The sequence below is a fragment of the Vibrio sp. 2130-1 genome (assembly GCF_033339515.1).
Window position 1 is genome coordinate 42,683 of the sequence record NZ_JAWOUT010000015.1, and the last position, 16,852, is coordinate 59,534.

A 16,852-nucleotide genomic window follows, 5' to 3' on the forward strand; every position below is an offset into this window, starting at 1 on the left:
GGTTAACTCAACTACATATTGATGCTACCATAAACATGTATAGAAAATACATGTTTATAATTAAGATTATACTTAAGAGGTAAAGTTGTGCTTCAGATGCGGGTTAGGTATAAACATGAGAGGCACAACTATCAGTTAAGGGATGCAACGACAATGTACATATTTGGCTATGGCAGTTTGATTAATTCTGCGTCGCGTAAGTTAACCGGACAAACGGGAGAAGCCATTCCCGTCATAGCACATGGGTTGGTTCGCTACTGGGGGAAGATTGACGACAGCTACAGCCTCTCTCCATTAGTGGTGAACCAAGGCGATGGACAGGTTAATGGCGTTTTACTCGAAGTAAATGAAGAAGCGCTCGCAGAATTCGACCGCCGTGAACGAGGTTATCATCGTATTCAACTTCAGCCAGATCAAATCGAAACAGATGCGAGTTTTAACCAAGAACATGACATTTGGGTTTACGTAAAAGACGAGCCACTACCACCATGCGCAAAGAGCCCAATCATGCAAAGTTATGTTGATACCGTGCTGGCAGGTTGCTTGGAAGTTTCCCACGCGTTTGCAGAGCATTTTGTGCGTCACACCATTGGCTGGCAACACGCGAAAGAAAATGACCGCCATCAACCCAAATATGGCAACCTTGCAGGCGTACAAGATCACCACTATGAGTTGATTGATAATCTGATCAAAAAAGGAGCCTGACGGCTCCTTTTTAGTATCTATGTTTTGCTTACGCGAGCTTAAAACTTGTAATCAACACCAACGTACAGGCTGTCAAAATCAAAATCTTCGCTGCCACCGTTTTCGGCATCAATACTTACCGAAGAAGCACGGTAGCCACCAGATACAACCAAACCTGAAGCGAACTCATAACCAGCCTCAACACCGTAGTTAAAGCCTACATCACGACCATCATCGGTAACAGTGCTAGATGATTTCACTTCATAAGAAACACTCATTACACCAAGGCCAGCAATCGCACCAACATAGAAGCCTGTACCTGCAAATTGGTATTTAGGCTTCGCATTGAAATTGAACGCAGAAGCATCAACACTAAATTTAACCGGCCACCCCATGTAAGAAAATGTTTCTTCAAAGTCGCCAAAGTATATGTACTCACCTTCAAAAGCTAGTTTGAAGTTTTCTGAATATTGCAGCTCTTTACCTACAGCAAGGCTAAGACCTGTCGCAGAAAAATCTTTTGACAAGCTTTTAACTTTAAGATCTGAATTTACCAAATCAGCACCAACATACCAGTTACCTTTTGCTTGAACTGACGCTGAAGCAACCACTGCACCTAAAGCCAATAATGGCAATACTTTTTTCATTATAATTTCCTAATTTTTCATACTGTTAGACAGCTTTTAAAAGCGCGGAGATTATAAATAGAGTTGAATACTTTCCTATTGATTTGTTTATAAAATGAGACACAAAACATAAACATGAACAATAAAACGTTTGCTTGGTTAAACTCTAAACAGCTCGAGTCCTATTAAGTACTAGAGTTACCACAAATAGCAAGTTTCCAAACCAGTCACGTTTTTCAGTATTTTTACAGCAATATAATCCTTACGTTTACGGCTTTATTTATTACTCAATAGAGTGTATTTCATGAAAACAAGTTGGCTTGATATGCTGATTTAAAGTGTTTAGGACTGTCTTACTAAAGGTTTGTGCATCTCTAAGTAGCTGTTTAAAATAGTCAGATTATTGAGCTCACACTTGGGCAGTGCCAACGGGAAATTTACATGGCAAAGCTAAAAGATATCGCCATTGAAGCAGGCGTCTCACTTGCAACCGTATCGCGGGTTTTGAACAACGACCCAACGTTGAGCGTTAAAGAAGAAACCAAATACCGCATTTTGGAAATTGCAGAAAAACTGGAGTACCGCACCAGTAGCTCGAAGAAAGGCATCAAAGAAGCTAAGCAAAAACATCACTTTTTAGCCTTATATAACTACAAACAAGAAACAGAGGTGAATGACCCTTACTACTTATCAATTCGTCATGGGATTGAAACGCAATGCGACAAATTAGGTATTACGCTAACCAATTGCTATAACAGTGAAATTGATGTTGAAACGAAAAAGATAACAGGTGTCCTTTTAGTCGGAAATGTCGACCAAAAGGTAGTAGATAAATTACCTAAACGTCTAGCCGATAGCATCTGCTACATAAACTTTTCAGATCCAACCTGCCCTTATGATTGCGTTGATGTCGACCTTATTCGAATCAGTAGGCAAGTAGTTGATTTCTTTGTACAACGAGGCCACCGCCGCATCGGTTATATTGGCGGTCAAAACAAGCCCGACGCAGCTGACATTCGTGAAAATGTGTTTTTGGACTATGGCTATCTAAAAGGCGTGGTCGCAGAACAAGATATACACTATTGTTCCTGCTCTAGTTTGTCCGGTTATAACTTAGCGAAAGAGATGCTAGCCAAAGGTGACTTCCCGAAAGCAGTATTCATTGATTCAGACTCCATCGCGATTGGCATAGTACGTGCAATCCATGAATTTGGCTTAAAGATACCAGAGGATATTACGTTGATTAGTATGAATGATATTCCTACTGCTCGCTTTACCTTTCCGCCGTTGTCTACAATTCGTATTCACTCTGAGTTGATGGGAACTCAGGGAGTGAACTTACTGGTGGAAAAATACCGAGATGGACGCTTACAACCTCTTCATGTATACGTGCAAACAGAGCTTAAACTACGTGGTACAACTCAATGATACCTTTTCCATTAATCTCTTTTATGAATTAAATCTGGAACATCCCCCCCAACCAAAGACATTCATTTTGCTCAATCAGTACTGTTTCGGTATAACGCCGATAACTCAGCGGGTAGTAAGAAGTTCAACAACAAATCACTCTAAGCACCATGAGTGCCCCAAATGTTTATCATTTAGAGGTGATGGTCGAAGAAACCAACTCGCGTAGCCAAATGCCTTTGTCTTCATTGTTTCGGCTGGAATGCCACAGCATAGCAATATCAAAATCCGCAACGGCGATCGGCGGCTTAACGGTAACGAGATCGTCCGAAAAGCCCTCCGCCAATGCCATTTTTTCTGGCACGATGGCAATGAGATCGCGTTTTTTCAATAGATGCCGAATAGTGAGAAAGTTGCGCGACGCCACGGTGACTTTGCGGCTCAAGCCATGTTCTGCAAGCTTTTGGTCTACTTGTGTCTTTAAGCTCCCATCGGGACTTACCAGAGCTTGCTCTATGTTCGCGAACGCTTCCAGAGACAGCTGTGTTTCCCCTTTCAATGCCTGTTTATCACACATACACACGTGTTTTTCCGTGTACAAGTACAAGCTCTCAAAGTTGTCATCCAACACTGGCATGCTGCCAATAATGACATCGATCTTTTCGTGCTCAGTTAATGCCACGTAGTTGCTACGATTGACGTTAATAAAACTGATCTGGGCCTCTGGTGCGCGCTGGCGTATTTCGTCATAAAGCCGAGGAGCAAAAATAAACTCGGCATAATCCGTTAATCCAATGCGACATACACCCGCATAATTTTTAGGTTGGAAGGCAGACTTAGTGAGCAAGTCTTTGGCGATAGAATCCAACAAGTGATGCACAGTTGGCGCGATGTGGTGAGCGTGCTCGGTGGGCTCCATCTTGTGCCCTTTTCGCTCAAAAAGCGGGTCGTCAAACAACAACCTTAAACGAGACAAACTATGACTCATCGCCGACTGGCTAACGTAACTTTTCTCTGCCGCGACGCTAACGCTTCGATAGCGATACAAGTAGGAAAACGTCACCAATAAGTTCAAGTCAATGTTGCGCCACTGAATGTCCTCTTTCACTCCAACATCCTCATCCCATTTCATTTCATTTCATTCATAGATGAAATTAAAATCATCAATTTGAGTCATTTTAGAGCATTCGATAAATTAGCAACAATGCTTTTTAGATAAACAGGCTCGACATGTTCACCATATTCAAAACTTTTTTCTGGCTGGGTTGGTTCAGCTTCGGCGGCCCTGCGGCTCATATTGGTTATTTTCGCCAAACATTTGTTGAGAAACTGAAATGGCTTGATGACAGCGAGTACGCGCAAATTGTCGCGCTCAGTCAGTTTTTGCCGGGACCGGGCTCAAGCCAAGTTGGCTTTGCATTGGGTTATAAACGTGGCGGTTTAGGTGGCGCATGCGCAGCATTTGTCGGATTCACGCTTCCTTCAGTGGTCATCATGTTGGCGCTGGCGATGGTGAGCAGCCAAATCACCGACACCGCAGTGTTCCAAAACATCGTTCACGGCCTAAAACTGCTCGCAGTCGTCGTCGTGGCGGATGCGACTTGGGGCATGTACAAAAACTTCTGCCAAAGTAAACTGACCGCGGGTTTGTGCGTTGCGACTGCGATTGCGTTGCTGGTGGCACCAAGCATCATGACGCAAATGTTCGTGTTGATCGCAGCAGGTTTTGTCGGAATGCGATATCTGAAGAAAGACTCCGAGCCATCAGCCGAGTCGTTTAAACCGTCTATCGCGCCATTGGCTCTATTTGCGATGCTTTTACTCGGCTTACCGTTAGTGGCTCATACGTTACCTTTACTTGGGCTGTTTAGTGATTTTTTCCAAGCTGGTAGCTTAGTGTTTGGTGGCGGTCATGTGGTTCTGCCGCTTCTGCAAAACATTGTTGGCGACCAGCTCAGCCAAGATGCATTTTTAACAGGCTACGCCGCTGCACAAGCTGTACCGGGGCCAATGTTCACCTTTGCGACTTTTATCGGTTATGAGCTTTCGGATACGCCAATTTTAGGCGCTCTGATCGCAACGCTTGGCGTATTCCTCCCAGGGTTTATTTTACTGCTTGGCGTTCTTAAAAACTGGCAAGCACTGGCAGGCAAACCGCTGGTCTCCGGCGCCATCAACGGTGTAAATGCCTCGGTAGTAGGGTTACTACTCGCGGCACTTTACCAGCCAGTATTTAGCAGCGCAGTTGTTGCTCCCATCGACATGGCGTTAGTGGTTGCAGGTTTTTATCTACACAAAAAGCTCAACCTTTCGGTTCTGTGGATGATCGTGTTTTTTGTGGCGGCAGGCCTTGTCACGGGCATGATGTAGCCTGCTGATACGCCAACTATTGAATCCAGATAAACCACGGGTACTCAAATACGAGTGCCCGTTTTCTCAACTAAGCTTAATGATATTGGAAGGATAGAGATGACGGATCATCAATGGAACAAGACAACAATTACGAGCTCAACCTTAGCTGGCAGCAAAAAGCATCGGCTTTACTCACATCAGTAAAGAATGAGTTATTGAACGATAAGATTTTCTACACCTATTGCTTTATCTCGACTGCTGTCATTTATCTTTGTTCTTTGTATCTCGATTTCCCTATCGATTACTCTTTTACCACTTACCTTGAAACACTCATACAAGCTTTGTATGTCACAGGTTTAAGCTGGTGTATCTACTATTATTTCTATCTCATACTGCGCAAAGAAAAACAGCCAGCAAAGCGCTTCATACGAAAACTGAAGCATCTTATTTTTCCGCTGTACCGACCTGTATCAGTGTTTGTTTCGATGATGGCACTCAACCTGATTTTCTCTAACCACACGTTTTTGAAATCGCTGATTCCAATCATCAATCCATTCAAGTGGGATCTGACCTTTGCGAATATTGATTCGTTGCTACACTTCGGGTTTGCTCCGTGGGAGTTGACCCATGCATTATTCTCCAATGCTTGGGCCTCATTAGGGCTAAATGTAGCCTACAACGCATGGTTTTTTTGTATGTGGGGCATACTCATCTTTTTCCTTATCTACAAAAAATACCCGTTGGTAAGGCAACAGTTTTTACTCACGTTCGCATTGTCTTGGATGATTCTTGGTGTCTTCTTCGCCACGTTGCTTTCTTCAGCAGGCCCATGTTATGTGGAGCTTATCACTGGAGATGAACAGTTTGTTCCTCTGATGAAAACGCTCGAAGTCCAAAGCCAATATCTTACCAATGTAGACGCTGGGCAATTGTGGGCATTGCCTACACAGCAATATCTTTGGGATGAGTACATCGCGAATGCCAATGGTATTGGCTCTGGCATTTCGGCAATGCCGAGTTTGCACGTTTCCATTGCTGTTTTGATGGCGCTATCAATTTATAGACTCAACAAAACCATCGGCTACTTTGCTTACGCTTTCGCAGTCATCATTCAAATCGGTTCGGTACATTTAGCCTGGCATTATGCGATTGATGGCTACCTCGCAACACTCTTGACGGTGATGTTATGGAAGATAGTTGGTTGGGCTTTACGGCGCTATGCTTCTTACCCTGAAAGAAGCGAATGACGGCTAATTGAACAAACACCTTTGCAACGGACTACTCCCCATAAATGAAAAAGCCACTCTATCTTGCAGAGTGGCTTTCTTTTAAAAGGGTCTTCAAATTTATTGGAGAAGCGCGGTAGAGGTATCCCCTCGCTCTCTCACCATTGCCAATGCTCGTTCTAGGTTTTTATTTGCCAGTTCATAGTAGGCAGGGTTCTTATCAATAGCCTGTTGTAAATAAGGAATCGCCTCTCCTGGTTTGCCTTGAAGGATCAAGAAATAGCCAACATTGTTGAGCGCTTCGGGTTCTGTCATGTGTCGACTAAAAATACTCAGAGCTTGTCGTGGCTGATCTTTAGCTAAAGCAATGAGACCTAAATTATTGATTCCTCTCTCATCTCCTGGCTTGATACTTAGTGCGGCTTGAGTAAAGTGCGCCGCTTTTGAGTAAGCTTTTTCCATGTAGTAGGAGTAGCCAAGGCTGACCAAAGCGTTTACGTTTCTTGAGTCAATATCCAACGCTTTTCGAATTAACGCCTGCGCAATATCGTGGTCGCCACGAATGTCGTAAAGCACACCTAGACCGGAGTAAGCAGAGACTGGTGATTTATCATCATAGCGATATGTTGCAACGCTCTCTGCAGTAATGTTGTCTTTAGTGATGGTAGGATCGCCATCCATGCGAATTTGGTCAGCATTCAAAGCGCGTATGTAGTAGCTTTTCCCGACGTCCTTTTCTCCACGCTTCGTGTATAAAGTACCAAGCTCAGTCAGGGAGCCAATATGATCGGGGTTCTCAGCCAAAGATGCTCGAAATGATTTATCGGCGAGTTCTGAATTCTCCCTAGCTAAATGGATGCGCCCCACGGTGTACAAGGTTTTATCTTTATGGACCGCATTCGGGAAAGAGAGCGAGCGAATATATTCATACAAGGCTAAGTCGACATTTTTGTTGCTTAATGCAATATCCCCTCGTGAGATTGCCTCTTCCTCTGTTTTGGGAGGTTCATCATTAGTGAGAGACTCAACGGGCTTACCTGAGTACAGCGTTGAATCGAAATCTGATGACTGTTCAGTTGTTGAACATGCGGTAAGCACCAACAACGAGATGATGACGTATTTCTTAATCCACATAACGATCCCTATTTTGCTTTTTAATTAGAAAATGCCTCAGCCAATGAAATTAACGCAGGTCCGATAGCCACTATAAAAAAGCAAGGCCAAATAAATAGCACCATTGGAAACATCATTTTGACTGGGATTTTTGCAGCAATTTCTTCTGCTGCTTGTTGACGCTTATCCCTGTAGTCTTCGGTATATTCACGCAAGGAGTTGACTAAACTCCCCCCTATTCGAGAGGCATGGCTAAGCATACTTACCAGCCCCATTAATTCTTCTAACCCTGTTCTTAATACTAGCTCCCTCAGCGCTTCTGGCATTGGTTTGCCCGCTTTAATTTTGTTGCACACCGTATCGATTTCATCGGCAAGCTCTGGGTGAGAGATAACCAGTTCATCAGCAACCCGACGCAACGCTGCATTAAAGCCAAGCCCTGATTCGGTACAAACCACCAGCAAATCAAGCATGTCGGGCACACCTGCACGAATCGCTTGCTGACGCTTGTTCACCATTCGACGCAAAATAAAATCAGGAAATAAAAGCCCAATAAATACGGATAACGCCATATACGTGTACAGGTATTTAGATTCCGGAACCGAGAAATACACCAGTGCCGCCACCATCACACCTAAGATCGTCGTGACCGATTTAATGGCATAAAACATCGATAATGCATTGCTTTCATGAAACCCAGCATGCATCAGCTTATTGCGTGTCGTTTGGCGCTCTTTTTCACTGGCTGGGGAAGTTAAAGGCGCTAACGACTCCAAGGTGTCTGACATTTTTTTGTTGTGATGAGAGACTTCTTTCTTATCACCAGACAATTCGGCTAACTTTCGTTTAATTGGCGAGTTAACCCCGATAATTATCGAGCCTAACGTCATCACAACCAACACTGTAGTGATGAGGATCAACCCCATAAGCAGTGTTTCTTGGCCGACAGCAAAATCGTTTAACCATCCTTGAATACTTTCCATGGCTACACCTCAATATTGACGATTTTACGAATCCAAAGCGTACCGATAAACAACGCTACCATCCCACCAATGACCATTTTGATCCCCATTGGATGCGTGTGGAGTAACTCAATATACTCAGGTCGAACAAGGGAAATGATGACGTATAAACCAAAAGGCGCTAATACTAATACCCATGCCGACATTCGAGATTCCGCCGAAATGGTTTTTATTTTTCGAGCAAGTTTGAAACGAGCACGTAGGATATGGGAGAGCTTCTCAATGTTTTCGACTAAGTTACCACCCGTTTCCTTTTGCAGTAACACAGCACTGGAAAAAGCAAGCATAGATACGGTAGGAGTTCTCTCCGACATTTGCATAATCGCCAAACGGAGGTCATAACCATAGTTGAGTAAGTTAAAGGTATTCATGAACTCAGGACCAAGCGGAGCACTAACCTCTCTGCCTACTTCTCCAAACCCCTGCGTAATTGGCTGCCCTGCCTGCAAAACTCGCTTGATGATATCGAGAGCCTCTGGCAGTTGCTCTTCAAATTTCATTAAACGATCAGCAATCCTTTTCTGTATGTAGAAGTAAACAGACACCCAGCAAGCAAAAGCAACACCAGCACAGAGGTACCAAACTTGCCCGAACAAGAACAGAAATAGACCAACCGCAGTCCCTCCGAGGAATGTGAGGAAAATAAACCGACTGAACCCCATGTGTATCCCAGCCAGTTCCAACTTCTTCTTAAAGTTATCGAACAGGCTAAACCTCACAAGCCATCGCTCTAATGGCGATAGATTCTTGAGCGAGTTTTCCCTTAATAAAGAAATACTCTCTTGATCAATATGTTTATGGCTTTCGTGTATCCGCTTGATTAATTGCTTATGCTTAACCTTTTTACCCGCAGAAGGCAGAATTAACGCTTGGCTAATAAAGAATACGGACAAAAACAGCAGTACAAGAAAAAGGGGGAATTGACTATCCATAGCAATCTCCTAACGGGCTTTTTCATTGAATATTTCAAATGGTACGTCTAAGCCTCGTTTTACTAATTGGTCATGGCAGCTTGGTACAATCCCTGTAGCCATGTAATCACCTAACACATTGCCTTCTTGATCGACCCCTCTTCTTTGGAAGGTGAAGATCTCCGACATGGTAATAACGTCACCTTCCATGCCATTAATTTCTTGTACGCTAACCATGCGACGTTTACCGTCTTCCTGACGATCCATTTGCACAACAATATTGATGGCAGACGCGATCTGCGCTCTCAAGTTTTTTGTCGACACATTCCACCCTGCCATCGAGAACATATTCTCAATCCGGCTCAGCGCATCTCTTGGTGTATTCGCGTGGATAGTAGCCAAAGACCCATCATGACCCGTGTTCATTGCGGATAGCATATCCACCGCTTCTGAGCCACGAACCTCACCAACAACTATCCGATCGGGACGCATACGTAGCGAGTTTTTCACTAAATCGCGCTGAGATATTTCACCTTTACCCTCGATATTAGAAGGACGTGTTTCTAAGCGGATAATATGTGGCTGTTGGAGCTGTAACTCTGCCGAATCCTCAATGGTCACAATACGTTGATCACTTGGAATGAAGCCCGACAAAATATTCAGCGTGGTTGTTTTACCAGAGCCTGTACCACCAGATATCAGGATATTCATTTCCCCCACAACCGCAGCATTGAGAAACTTCGCCATCTCTGGAGATAACGAACCAAGCTCTAATAGGTTATCCATATTCAAACGTTCAACTGCAAAACGTCGAATAGAAACGGAAGGGCCATCAATGGCAAGAGGAGGAATAATCGCATTGAAACGCGAACCATCTTTGAGTCGAGCATCCACCATTGGTGATGCTTCATCGATTCTTCGTCCAACCTGGCTAACAATGCGATCAATGATGTTGCGCAGATGGCGCTCATCTAAGAAGGTATGTGGCGTTTTCTCGAGCTTACCAAAACGTTCGACAAAGATATTTTTCGGACCATTGACCAAGATATCTGAGATCGTTGGGTCTTCAAGCAGCGGTTCCAGCGGCCCTAGACCAAACACTTCATCTTCAATTTGATGTATCACGCGATTGCGAGCTTCAGAGCTCAACGGGTGTGTTTGATCTTCAGCAATGAGCTGAACGACCGCTTCGCGTAACTCCTCTTTCGCGCGATCTTCTTGCAAGTGCGATAGAAGCCCGAGATCCAAGGTATCCAGTAGCTTTTTGTGATAGTAGTGTTTGATCGAGAGATCTTGTTCTAGCTGTTTTTTCTGCTCCTCGATCGCTTTCATCTTGGCTTCAACAGGCGATAAAGCCCTTTGCTCATCTGACGTATCTTCGTCAGATTTTGCCAACTCGACATTCACAACTTTGGATTCTTTTGTTTCATCTACGGAATTGAAAGAACTCCCGACGCCTTTCCGTTTGAAAAACATAACTCCCCCTTACTAAGAAAATAGTTTTTTGATCCAACTTTGATTCTCTTTGGTCGGACTTTCTAATAAGTGCGATATTTCAGCCAAAGAAGCTTTCAGCGCACTATTTTTCTTAGATTGAACAATTGGGTTACCCAAATTAGCGCTCTCGATAGCAATAGCAAAATTATTAGGTACTAAATGTATCGCATGTCCACTAACTGCATTTTCAATGTCTTTCAAAGATATTGTTGATTTCTTTTCAAAACGATTAACAATCAGTTCAACCTGATGACTACTTAAACCATAGTCTAATTCTAAAGAACGTATGTAGCTGACAGCATGCTTAACCGAAGTAACATTCTGCTGCATAATTAAAAAGATATGCGTAGCCGGAGAAACAATTTGTTGATAAACATGCTCAACACCATGAGACAAATCCACAATAATATGTGAGTAAAACTGTCTCAGAATAGGTAATAACTTACTGACTTGAACTGCGTGTTTATGATTATCCTTGGTATCATTTTGGTTAAAACATAAATAATTCAAACCTGAAGGATGTTGATATACGAGACCTTCTAGTGATAACTCATCCAAATCATTAACAGAATCAATCACATCATTAATATTGTATTTTGGCTTACAGTTTAAATAATCGGCCGCATCACTAAACTGCATATCTAAGTCAATGAGCAATACTTTACTCTTCGCGTAACTTGAAAGTTCTATCGCGGTGTTGATCGCCAGTGTTGTTGCACCCGAACCACCTTTTGTATTGATAAATAAAGTTAAATCGCCCATTTGTTTATTGGCAATCTTTTCATCCGCGGTCGATTTTAATAGCGGATAAAGCTCACCAAGATCAACAGAACGCGACAAATAGTCTGTTGCCCCAAGCCTTAATGCCATTTTAAGGGATGCAGTATCGTTCTCGTCGCCAAATACAATCAAAGCGGTATGATTATGCTGTAAACTGCTGTCACTAGAATAAACATGAGCCACTTTCTGAGCCCAGCTTTCACCGGTTTCAATATAAATGAGATCAGGAACTTGCTTATTTTTCACAAAGTCCAAGTTAAAGGTATCTAGCTCTATCCAATCAATATTTAGATTTACACACCTTGATAGTTCATCAGCAATGTGAATTTTAAAATTTGATGTAGAATAAACTATCCAAATAATCAAGTTAGTTTTTAAACTTTTATGTGTTTCATTATCCATTTTGACTGGTTTCAACATAAAGCTACTCCGCGGAACAATCCGAATAAACAGCAGGGTTATCAGCTTCAGGCTTTAATACACCTAAGCTTTCTGCCGGCAATACAGTTTCAAAAGCAGGCGTTTTTCCTACTGCACTAATAAGCGCAGCTAACACAAAAAACTTAAATTCATAATCAACTGCTCTTGCTTGAACATATTTTATTTTTGAAAACTGAGCATCTAACACTGTAGATGCTGCAGGTGGAGTACTCAAAAAATCCGACACATCAACAGTTGCACCTGTATCGTCTAAATATTCGATTTGTAAATTATTAGCGGTAAAACCTGAAGGATATAGACTCTCCAAAGCTTGATGATTAGGTATTTCATCACGTTCAGAAATAAAACAAACCGTGGCAAGTCGTGCCGCTCGCCTGGTAATTTCGTTGACCATTTGCACTGAATAAAAGTAGATTGCAAACTCAATAATCATGAACAGTACTAACATTACCGCAAGTGCAATTAACGAAAACTCAACTTGGGTCAGTCCTTTCTGTTTCCTTATCCATTGTTTCATGGGCTAGTCCTCATTGACGCAGAAGAGCCAATACTGAAAGCCAAAGAGGTTCCGGTAAAAGGTAAGGTTGAGAAAATAGGCTCATAATTATAAGTAGCCGATATGGTGACAACCTTATTGGTGTCCGTTGGTTGAGTCACAATAATGTCAGCAGCTTCAATATAGTCGATTACCGGCGTACCAACGCCACTCGGCGTGCCATAGATCACCACATTTTTAATATCAGATTCTTCAGCTATACCTTCAAAATCTAACGTGCCATAAGTATCAACCACGGCATACCGTGCGCCATTTTGCAACGCTTTGTTGACCTCTGTGTATTGAATAAAAGCTCGGCTCACGTCGATAACTAATACGGTCAGCATCAGTAGCACTGGCAATGCAAGAATAAACTCTATAATTGCCAGTCCTTTCTGGTTAGCCATCTTTTTCATCTGATGCTTTCTATTGGAGTACATCATATTAAGACCCTCCACTTGACGGGTCTTTGTATAGAACGATTTTGTATGGCCCAACTCCATCTTCATCCGGATCTACCCCAGACGACGCATTTTTTACCGTACAATCCTCTAGAAACTGACCGAATATTTCCGATTCATTCCCCTTGTTTTGCACTTCCTGAGTAACAAAAAAGCATCCTAGGCCCAGTACTTCTAAATCCATCTTGCCGCCTTTTTTTGGAGCTTCATCACAACGAACGATCGGCACTCGTAATACCCTTCGATCGGTTTTCCCATCCGCTCGGTAATATTGCGACTTGCACGCGCCAGGCCCCCCCGTACAAGCGGCTAACCCTTCGACATAATCGGCATAATAAAACGCATCGTTATCAACGGCCGGGTCTTCCGCATCCTGATATTGTTGTTGGTAATTGTCGTATGTTACGTTGGACTCTTCGATGTACTTATCTGAAGTAATGCCTTCATCTGGCTTACCCCCATCAAATCTCGTATTTAGACCTTGAGCTACTGGTCCCGTACCTTTACCAGTCTCTGTTGTGACTAAATCACCGACTGTTATGCACTCCTCAGTATCCCCTGCCAGCATTTCTCTTACTGTATTTTTACCGGAACCAAAGTCTAAAAGGTGATAGTTACCCGAACCAATGCCACCATCCGTGTGCCCTGATGGTTTCAATACATGAATAGTGTCAGCATCTCGATCTTGTGCACCATTGTAGTTTGGGTTTGAAGAAGGAATGTATCCCCACGCCAGATCAGCTGAGCCTACATCGCCACACATAGCAATAGGCGACACGTTACATGTAGTAATGCTTGGCGCACTTGGTCCTGCAACAGCACTTGCTGACACCCCTTTGTCGAGCCCAAACATGCCACTTAAATACTGTGTCAAAAGAACATTACTAACGGCAACACGAACATAGATGTCGCTGTCACTGCCCAAAGAGAACTCTCCAGCTTCAACAAATGAGCCTTTAGCGTTCGAATTTGAGAAAGTTACATCTATGTTTTCCCCCGTGTAAACTAATTCTTGGTTACCATCAGACGCAGCAGAATGAGTCAGAGCATCATTCGCCGCTTGCGTCGCTAAACTAAGCCGCTCAGCCAAATCTGCCGCGTCGGTCCTTTCATCGACGACAACCGCAGCCGCTAATGCAGCGGAGTCGACCGCGTTTTGTAGTCTTGTTTTATTGAGTACTTGGTGATTCAAATCAATACCAAAGGCTACAACACCAAGTAAAAATAATAAAACTAAACTAATTAATACCAAGGTAATCCCTTTCTGAGCTCTCCTTGGCGCTATATGCATATTCCTTCGCATAGCCCCTCCTAAGTGAACGTATCACTTAATCATCTTTGGCTACCCCATTGTTGTTATATACCTCTAAGCTAACTTGTGTGCGCTCACCACTACCTTCCGGTAAGTAGCCCAAATTCTCATACCAGGCTTCTGGATTCAGAGTTTGTTCAGCGCGCAGCTGGCTAACCGAGATACCAAGCTCGGGGTCATTCGCACAGCCAAACAAGCCGAATGATGTGAAACAAATGGTCATTATCATTATGCTTTTCATCTTGTTCTCCCACTTATAGACTGTGCCCAAACTTGCCCTCAGAGCCACCTTCTGACGAACCGTATTGAATAAAATTGTTGTTAGTATCTTCTTCACTAATGTCGTTTAGCTGGTACCTATCGAAATCCAACTCAGCACCTTTACCAAGCAAATAGAACTCCACATCGTTTGGAGCAACAAAACCATCTGTTGGTAGCGTAATTCGACGTCGATCAATTGGGGTTGCTAATCGAGGAGTAACCAGAATGACTAGTTCTGTTTCCCCAGAGGTAAATTCTTCACTCTTAAACAAGCGGCCTAACACAGGTAGATCACTCGCACCAGGTATACCATTCGCAACGTTACGCGCGTTTTCACTCAATAGCCCCGCAATACCAATGGTTTGACCATCTGCTAGCTCAATCGTGGTACCAGCACTTCGTTTTGTGATTGGTGGAATAAAGAAAGTGGCATTCACTTCGTTTGGATTAAACGTCAACACACCAGAATTGGAAATTTCACTCACATTGACGTTCAGTTTTAGATTGATTCTCTTATCGCTCAAAATAAACGGAACAAAGTCGAGTTGAACACCGTACTCTTTGTAGTCGATGGTAATACCATCTTCATTTGGTACTGGAATTGGGAATTCACCACCAGCGACAAACTCGGCTTGCGTACCACTTAATGCGGTAAGGCTAGGCTCTGCCAGCACTTTCGCTACGCCATTTTGCTTCGCCACATCAAGCGCAAAGGTAAACAAGGTATTACTGTCAATAAACGATCCGAGAAAACCGAAATCTTCGACTGTTGGGACGTTCAAAATCGGTCCAATGCCATCAATACCGCCACCAGCAGTCGTACCACCCCAAGTAAAGTCCCCACTTCTTTGGAAAAAGTGGAAGTTTGAGTCGAAGCGTCTTACAAGTGTGCGCTGTACTTCGGCAACGGTAACTTCTAGCGTTACCTGTTGAGCACCACCAATAGAAAGTAGATTGATGACCATACTTTCATCATCTTTAGAGCTATCATCTTCTTCATCTGCCGCTTCACCCAAAGCAAAGGTTTCAGCAATTTTGACCGCAGTGTCCATGTTTTGCTGACTGCTGACCAAGCCTCTAAGTACCACTTTTTCTTGCGCACTGTGCACTTCGATATTTTCATCCGGCAAGAACTGATAAAGCTTCGACTTAAGCGTATTTAGATCATGCGTGACTTCCACGTTAAACTGCTCAATTAACCGGCCTCGGCGATCCCACACCGACACATTCGTAGTACCTAACTTCTTACCAATAAGAAACAGCTCGTTCGATCTGAGCACTAAAATATCCAAGACTTCTGGATCCCCTAACGTCACTTTCTTTGCTTGGCCTGATATCATCAATTGAGTTGATTGGTGATGTGCAACGGTTACGACTTTTCCTGACTGCGCCGTAGCTGCGTTAACAGACAAGCTGACGAAAAGTAACTGGCTAACAAGTAATATTATTGTTTTCATAATTCACCTAATTGCTGACTCGGACACTGGATGCCTGAGATCCCTTAATAATGGTCACACTAGGTCGTGGCGTGTATTTTCTTGCTACAACAGGTTTATCCACTTCATGAGGGTTGCGCAGAGCAAGTTGTATATCGCCTTTGCTGTTCGCCGATAAGAGCTTTTCTGCCTCTTTCGGTGTTACTTCTAAAGTCACAGCGCGTACAATCACGGGTTTGTTATCATTCGTTTTGGCTGTTTGGTCCACCGCAAGAACATTGATATTTTTAAGCACTGTTTTTGTTGTGGCGTTTTTACCTTGTCCATAACTCACTGTATTCAGGACATCGACCTTGTTGCCTGGTAACAAAAAACCTGCCACACCGATAACGTCATTTACGCGAATAGTGATTGCTCGCTTGTTTTCTGGAATTAATGCAGCAAGTGTTGCGCCTTCACCAGGTAGGGCAAGGCGATGAGGGTTAACAAGTTCACCCGCGTAAATAGTATTGGCAACGATTCTTCCCAATGCCTGTTCTTTTACTTTCAATGTTTCATCATCTATCCAGTCCACTTCCATGAGCTTAGTAGACAAATGTTTCTCAGAGAGAATAGTTCCTGGTTCTAGCTCCATGGCGGCAACTAAAACGGGATGCCTTTCGACCTCTTCTAACTCGACTGTTGGTTGGTTTCTGCCATCCATCCATTGTTTAGCTATCAACACGGCAGCAAGGCCGAAAACAATGGAGAGTAGCAATAGCATGATGACTTGAGTCCGACTCATAATT

17 protein-coding genes are annotated in these 16,852 nt (G+C 43.3%); 4 read left to right on the plus strand and 13 right to left on the minus strand.

Translation table 11 applies throughout. The annotated features are described in order from the left end of the window. Positions 1-153 precede the first annotated feature (153 nt). A complete protein-coding gene (locus tag R7Q09_RS19350) occupies positions 154-705 on the plus strand; it encodes a gamma-glutamylcyclotransferase family protein (protein ID WP_154205079.1) in 552 nt (183 codons plus the stop codon). A 38-nt stretch (positions 706-743) separates the two neighbouring features. Here R7Q09_RS19350 and R7Q09_RS19355 read toward each other — a convergent pair whose 3' ends face one another. Next, positions 744-1,331: an outer membrane beta-barrel protein gene (locus R7Q09_RS19355; protein WP_017636001.1), complete on the minus strand. Its 588-nt coding sequence runs from the start codon at positions 1,329-1,331 to the stop codon at positions 744-746. Between the two features lie 420 nt (positions 1,332-1,751). Here R7Q09_RS19355 and ebgR point away from each other — a divergent pair, with 420 nt between their 5' ends. Then, complete coding sequence (gene ebgR, locus R7Q09_RS19360) at positions 1,752-2,738, plus strand: transcriptional regulator EbgR (RefSeq protein WP_262681221.1); 987 nt, start codon at positions 1,752-1,754, stop codon at positions 2,736-2,738. A 169-nt stretch (positions 2,739-2,907) separates the two neighbouring features. Here ebgR and R7Q09_RS19365 read toward each other — a convergent pair whose 3' ends face one another. Further along, complete coding sequence (locus R7Q09_RS19365) at positions 2,908-3,825, minus strand: LysR family transcriptional regulator (RefSeq protein WP_155486743.1); 918 nt, start codon at positions 3,823-3,825, stop codon at positions 2,908-2,910. 122 nt (positions 3,826-3,947) lie between these two features. Here R7Q09_RS19365 and chrA point away from each other — a divergent pair, with 122 nt between their 5' ends. Then, complete coding sequence (gene chrA, locus R7Q09_RS19370; RefSeq protein WP_318071092.1) at positions 3,948-5,087, plus strand: chromate efflux transporter; 1,140 nt, start codon at positions 3,948-3,950, stop codon at positions 5,085-5,087. A 113-nt stretch (positions 5,088-5,200) separates the two neighbouring features. After that, the gene (locus R7Q09_RS19375) at positions 5,201-6,316 is read left to right on the plus strand and encodes a phosphatase PAP2 family protein (protein WP_213912240.1); all 1,116 of its coding nucleotides are present in this window, start codon (positions 5,201-5,203) and stop codon (positions 6,314-6,316) included. 99 nt (positions 6,317-6,415) lie between these two features. Here the strand turns inward: R7Q09_RS19375 and R7Q09_RS19380 are convergent, their stop codons facing one another. Genes R7Q09_RS19380 through cpaB form a run of 11 tightly spaced genes read right to left on the minus strand, consistent with a single transcriptional unit; the run spans position 6,416 to position 16,848 of the window. Further along, positions 6,416-7,429, minus strand: coding sequence for a tetratricopeptide repeat protein (locus tag R7Q09_RS19380; RefSeq protein WP_005386465.1), 1,014 nt, complete (start codon positions 7,427-7,429; stop codon positions 6,416-6,418). Between the two features lie 20 nt (positions 7,430-7,449). Further along, the gene (locus tag R7Q09_RS19385) at positions 7,450-8,391 is read right to left on the minus strand and encodes a type II secretion system F family protein (protein ID WP_318071093.1); all 942 of its coding nucleotides are present in this window, start codon (positions 8,389-8,391) and stop codon (positions 7,450-7,452) included. A gap of 2 nt (positions 8,392-8,393) precedes the next feature. After that, entirely contained in the window at positions 8,394-9,362 is a 969-nt protein-coding gene (locus tag R7Q09_RS19390; protein ID WP_046875024.1) for a type II secretion system F family protein, read from the minus strand. 9 nt (positions 9,363-9,371) lie between these two features. After that, entirely contained in the window at positions 9,372-10,817 is a 1,446-nt protein-coding gene (locus R7Q09_RS19395) for a CpaF family protein (protein ID WP_006742393.1), read from the minus strand. A 12-nt stretch (positions 10,818-10,829) separates the two neighbouring features. After that, positions 10,830-12,038, minus strand: coding sequence for an AAA family ATPase (locus R7Q09_RS19400; RefSeq protein ID WP_318071094.1), 1,209 nt, complete (start codon positions 12,036-12,038; stop codon positions 10,830-10,832). Between the two features lie 4 nt (positions 12,039-12,042). Further along, entirely contained in the window at positions 12,043-12,576 is a 534-nt protein-coding gene (locus R7Q09_RS19405; protein ID WP_005386454.1) for a TadE/TadG family type IV pilus assembly protein, read from the minus strand. After that, positions 12,573-13,037 carry a TadE/TadG family type IV pilus assembly protein gene (locus R7Q09_RS19410; protein ID WP_031781046.1) on the minus strand — a complete coding sequence of 155 codons (465 nt, stop codon included), beginning with the start codon at positions 13,035-13,037 and terminating at the stop codon, positions 12,573-12,575. Before R7Q09_RS19410 ends, R7Q09_RS19405 begins: the two co-directional genes overlap by 4 nt. A 1-nt stretch (position 13,038) precedes the next feature. Continuing rightward, complete coding sequence (locus tag R7Q09_RS19415) at positions 13,039-14,358, minus strand: pilus assembly protein TadG-related protein (RefSeq protein ID WP_318071095.1); 1,320 nt, start codon at positions 14,356-14,358, stop codon at positions 13,039-13,041. 25 nt (positions 14,359-14,383) lie between these two features. Then, on the minus strand, positions 14,384-14,608 hold the full coding sequence (locus R7Q09_RS19420; protein WP_031781045.1) for a hypothetical protein: 225 nt from the start codon (positions 14,606-14,608) through the stop codon (positions 14,384-14,386). A 13-nt stretch (positions 14,609-14,621) separates the two neighbouring features. Beyond that, positions 14,622-16,085 carry a type II and III secretion system protein family protein gene (locus R7Q09_RS19425; RefSeq protein WP_005386449.1) on the minus strand — a complete coding sequence of 488 codons (1,464 nt, stop codon included), beginning with the start codon at positions 16,083-16,085 and terminating at the stop codon, positions 14,622-14,624. Positions 16,086-16,092: 7 nt separating this feature from the next. Continuing rightward, the gene (cpaB, locus tag R7Q09_RS19430) at positions 16,093-16,848 is read right to left on the minus strand and encodes a Flp pilus assembly protein CpaB (protein WP_005386448.1); all 756 of its coding nucleotides are present in this window, start codon (positions 16,846-16,848) and stop codon (positions 16,093-16,095) included. Between the last annotated feature and the right edge of the window lie 4 nt (positions 16,849-16,852).

Bases quoted from the DNA above. Each gene is read 5' to 3' on its own strand.
- R7Q09_RS19350 (WP_154205079.1), top strand. From the start codon at position 154: ATGTACATATTTGGCTATGGCAGTTTGATTAATTCTGCGTCGCGTAAG.
- R7Q09_RS19355 (WP_017636001.1), bottom strand. From the start codon at position 1,331: ATGAAAAAAGTATTGCCATTATTGGCTTTAGGTGCAGTGGTTGCTTCA.
- ebgR (WP_262681221.1), top strand. From the start codon at position 1,752: ATGGCAAAGCTAAAAGATATCGCCATTGAAGCAGGCGTCTCACTTGCA.
- chrA (WP_318071092.1), top strand. From the start codon at position 3,948: ATGTTCACCATATTCAAAACTTTTTTCTGGCTGGGTTGGTTCAGCTTC.
- R7Q09_RS19375 (WP_213912240.1), top strand. From the start codon at position 5,201: ATGGAACAAGACAACAATTACGAGCTCAACCTTAGCTGGCAGCAAAAA.
- R7Q09_RS19380 (WP_005386465.1), bottom strand. From the start codon at position 7,429: ATGTGGATTAAGAAATACGTCATCATCTCGTTGTTGGTGCTTACCGCA.
- R7Q09_RS19385 (WP_318071093.1), bottom strand. From the start codon at position 8,391: ATGGAAAGTATTCAAGGATGGTTAAACGATTTTGCTGTCGGCCAAGAA.
- R7Q09_RS19390 (WP_046875024.1), bottom strand. From the start codon at position 9,362: ATGGATAGTCAATTCCCCCTTTTTCTTGTACTGCTGTTTTTGTCCGTA.
- R7Q09_RS19395 (WP_006742393.1), bottom strand. From the start codon at position 10,817: ATGTTTTTCAAACGGAAAGGCGTCGGGAGTTCTTTCAATTCCGTAGAT.
- R7Q09_RS19400 (WP_318071094.1), bottom strand. From the start codon at position 12,038: ATGTTGAAACCAGTCAAAATGGATAATGAAACACATAAAAGTTTAAAA.
- R7Q09_RS19405 (WP_005386454.1), bottom strand. From the start codon at position 12,576: ATGAAACAATGGATAAGGAAACAGAAAGGACTGACCCAAGTTGAGTTT.
- R7Q09_RS19410 (WP_031781046.1), bottom strand. From the start codon at position 13,037: ATGATGTACTCCAATAGAAAGCATCAGATGAAAAAGATGGCTAACCAG.
- R7Q09_RS19415 (WP_318071095.1), bottom strand. From the start codon at position 14,358: ATGCGAAGGAATATGCATATAGCGCCAAGGAGAGCTCAGAAAGGGATT.
- R7Q09_RS19420 (WP_031781045.1), bottom strand. From the start codon at position 14,608: ATGAAAAGCATAATGATAATGACCATTTGTTTCACATCATTCGGCTTG.
- R7Q09_RS19425 (WP_005386449.1), bottom strand. From the start codon at position 16,085: ATGAAAACAATAATATTACTTGTTAGCCAGTTACTTTTCGTCAGCTTG.
- cpaB (WP_005386448.1), bottom strand. From the start codon at position 16,848: ATGAGTCGGACTCAAGTCATCATGCTATTGCTACTCTCCATTGTTTTC.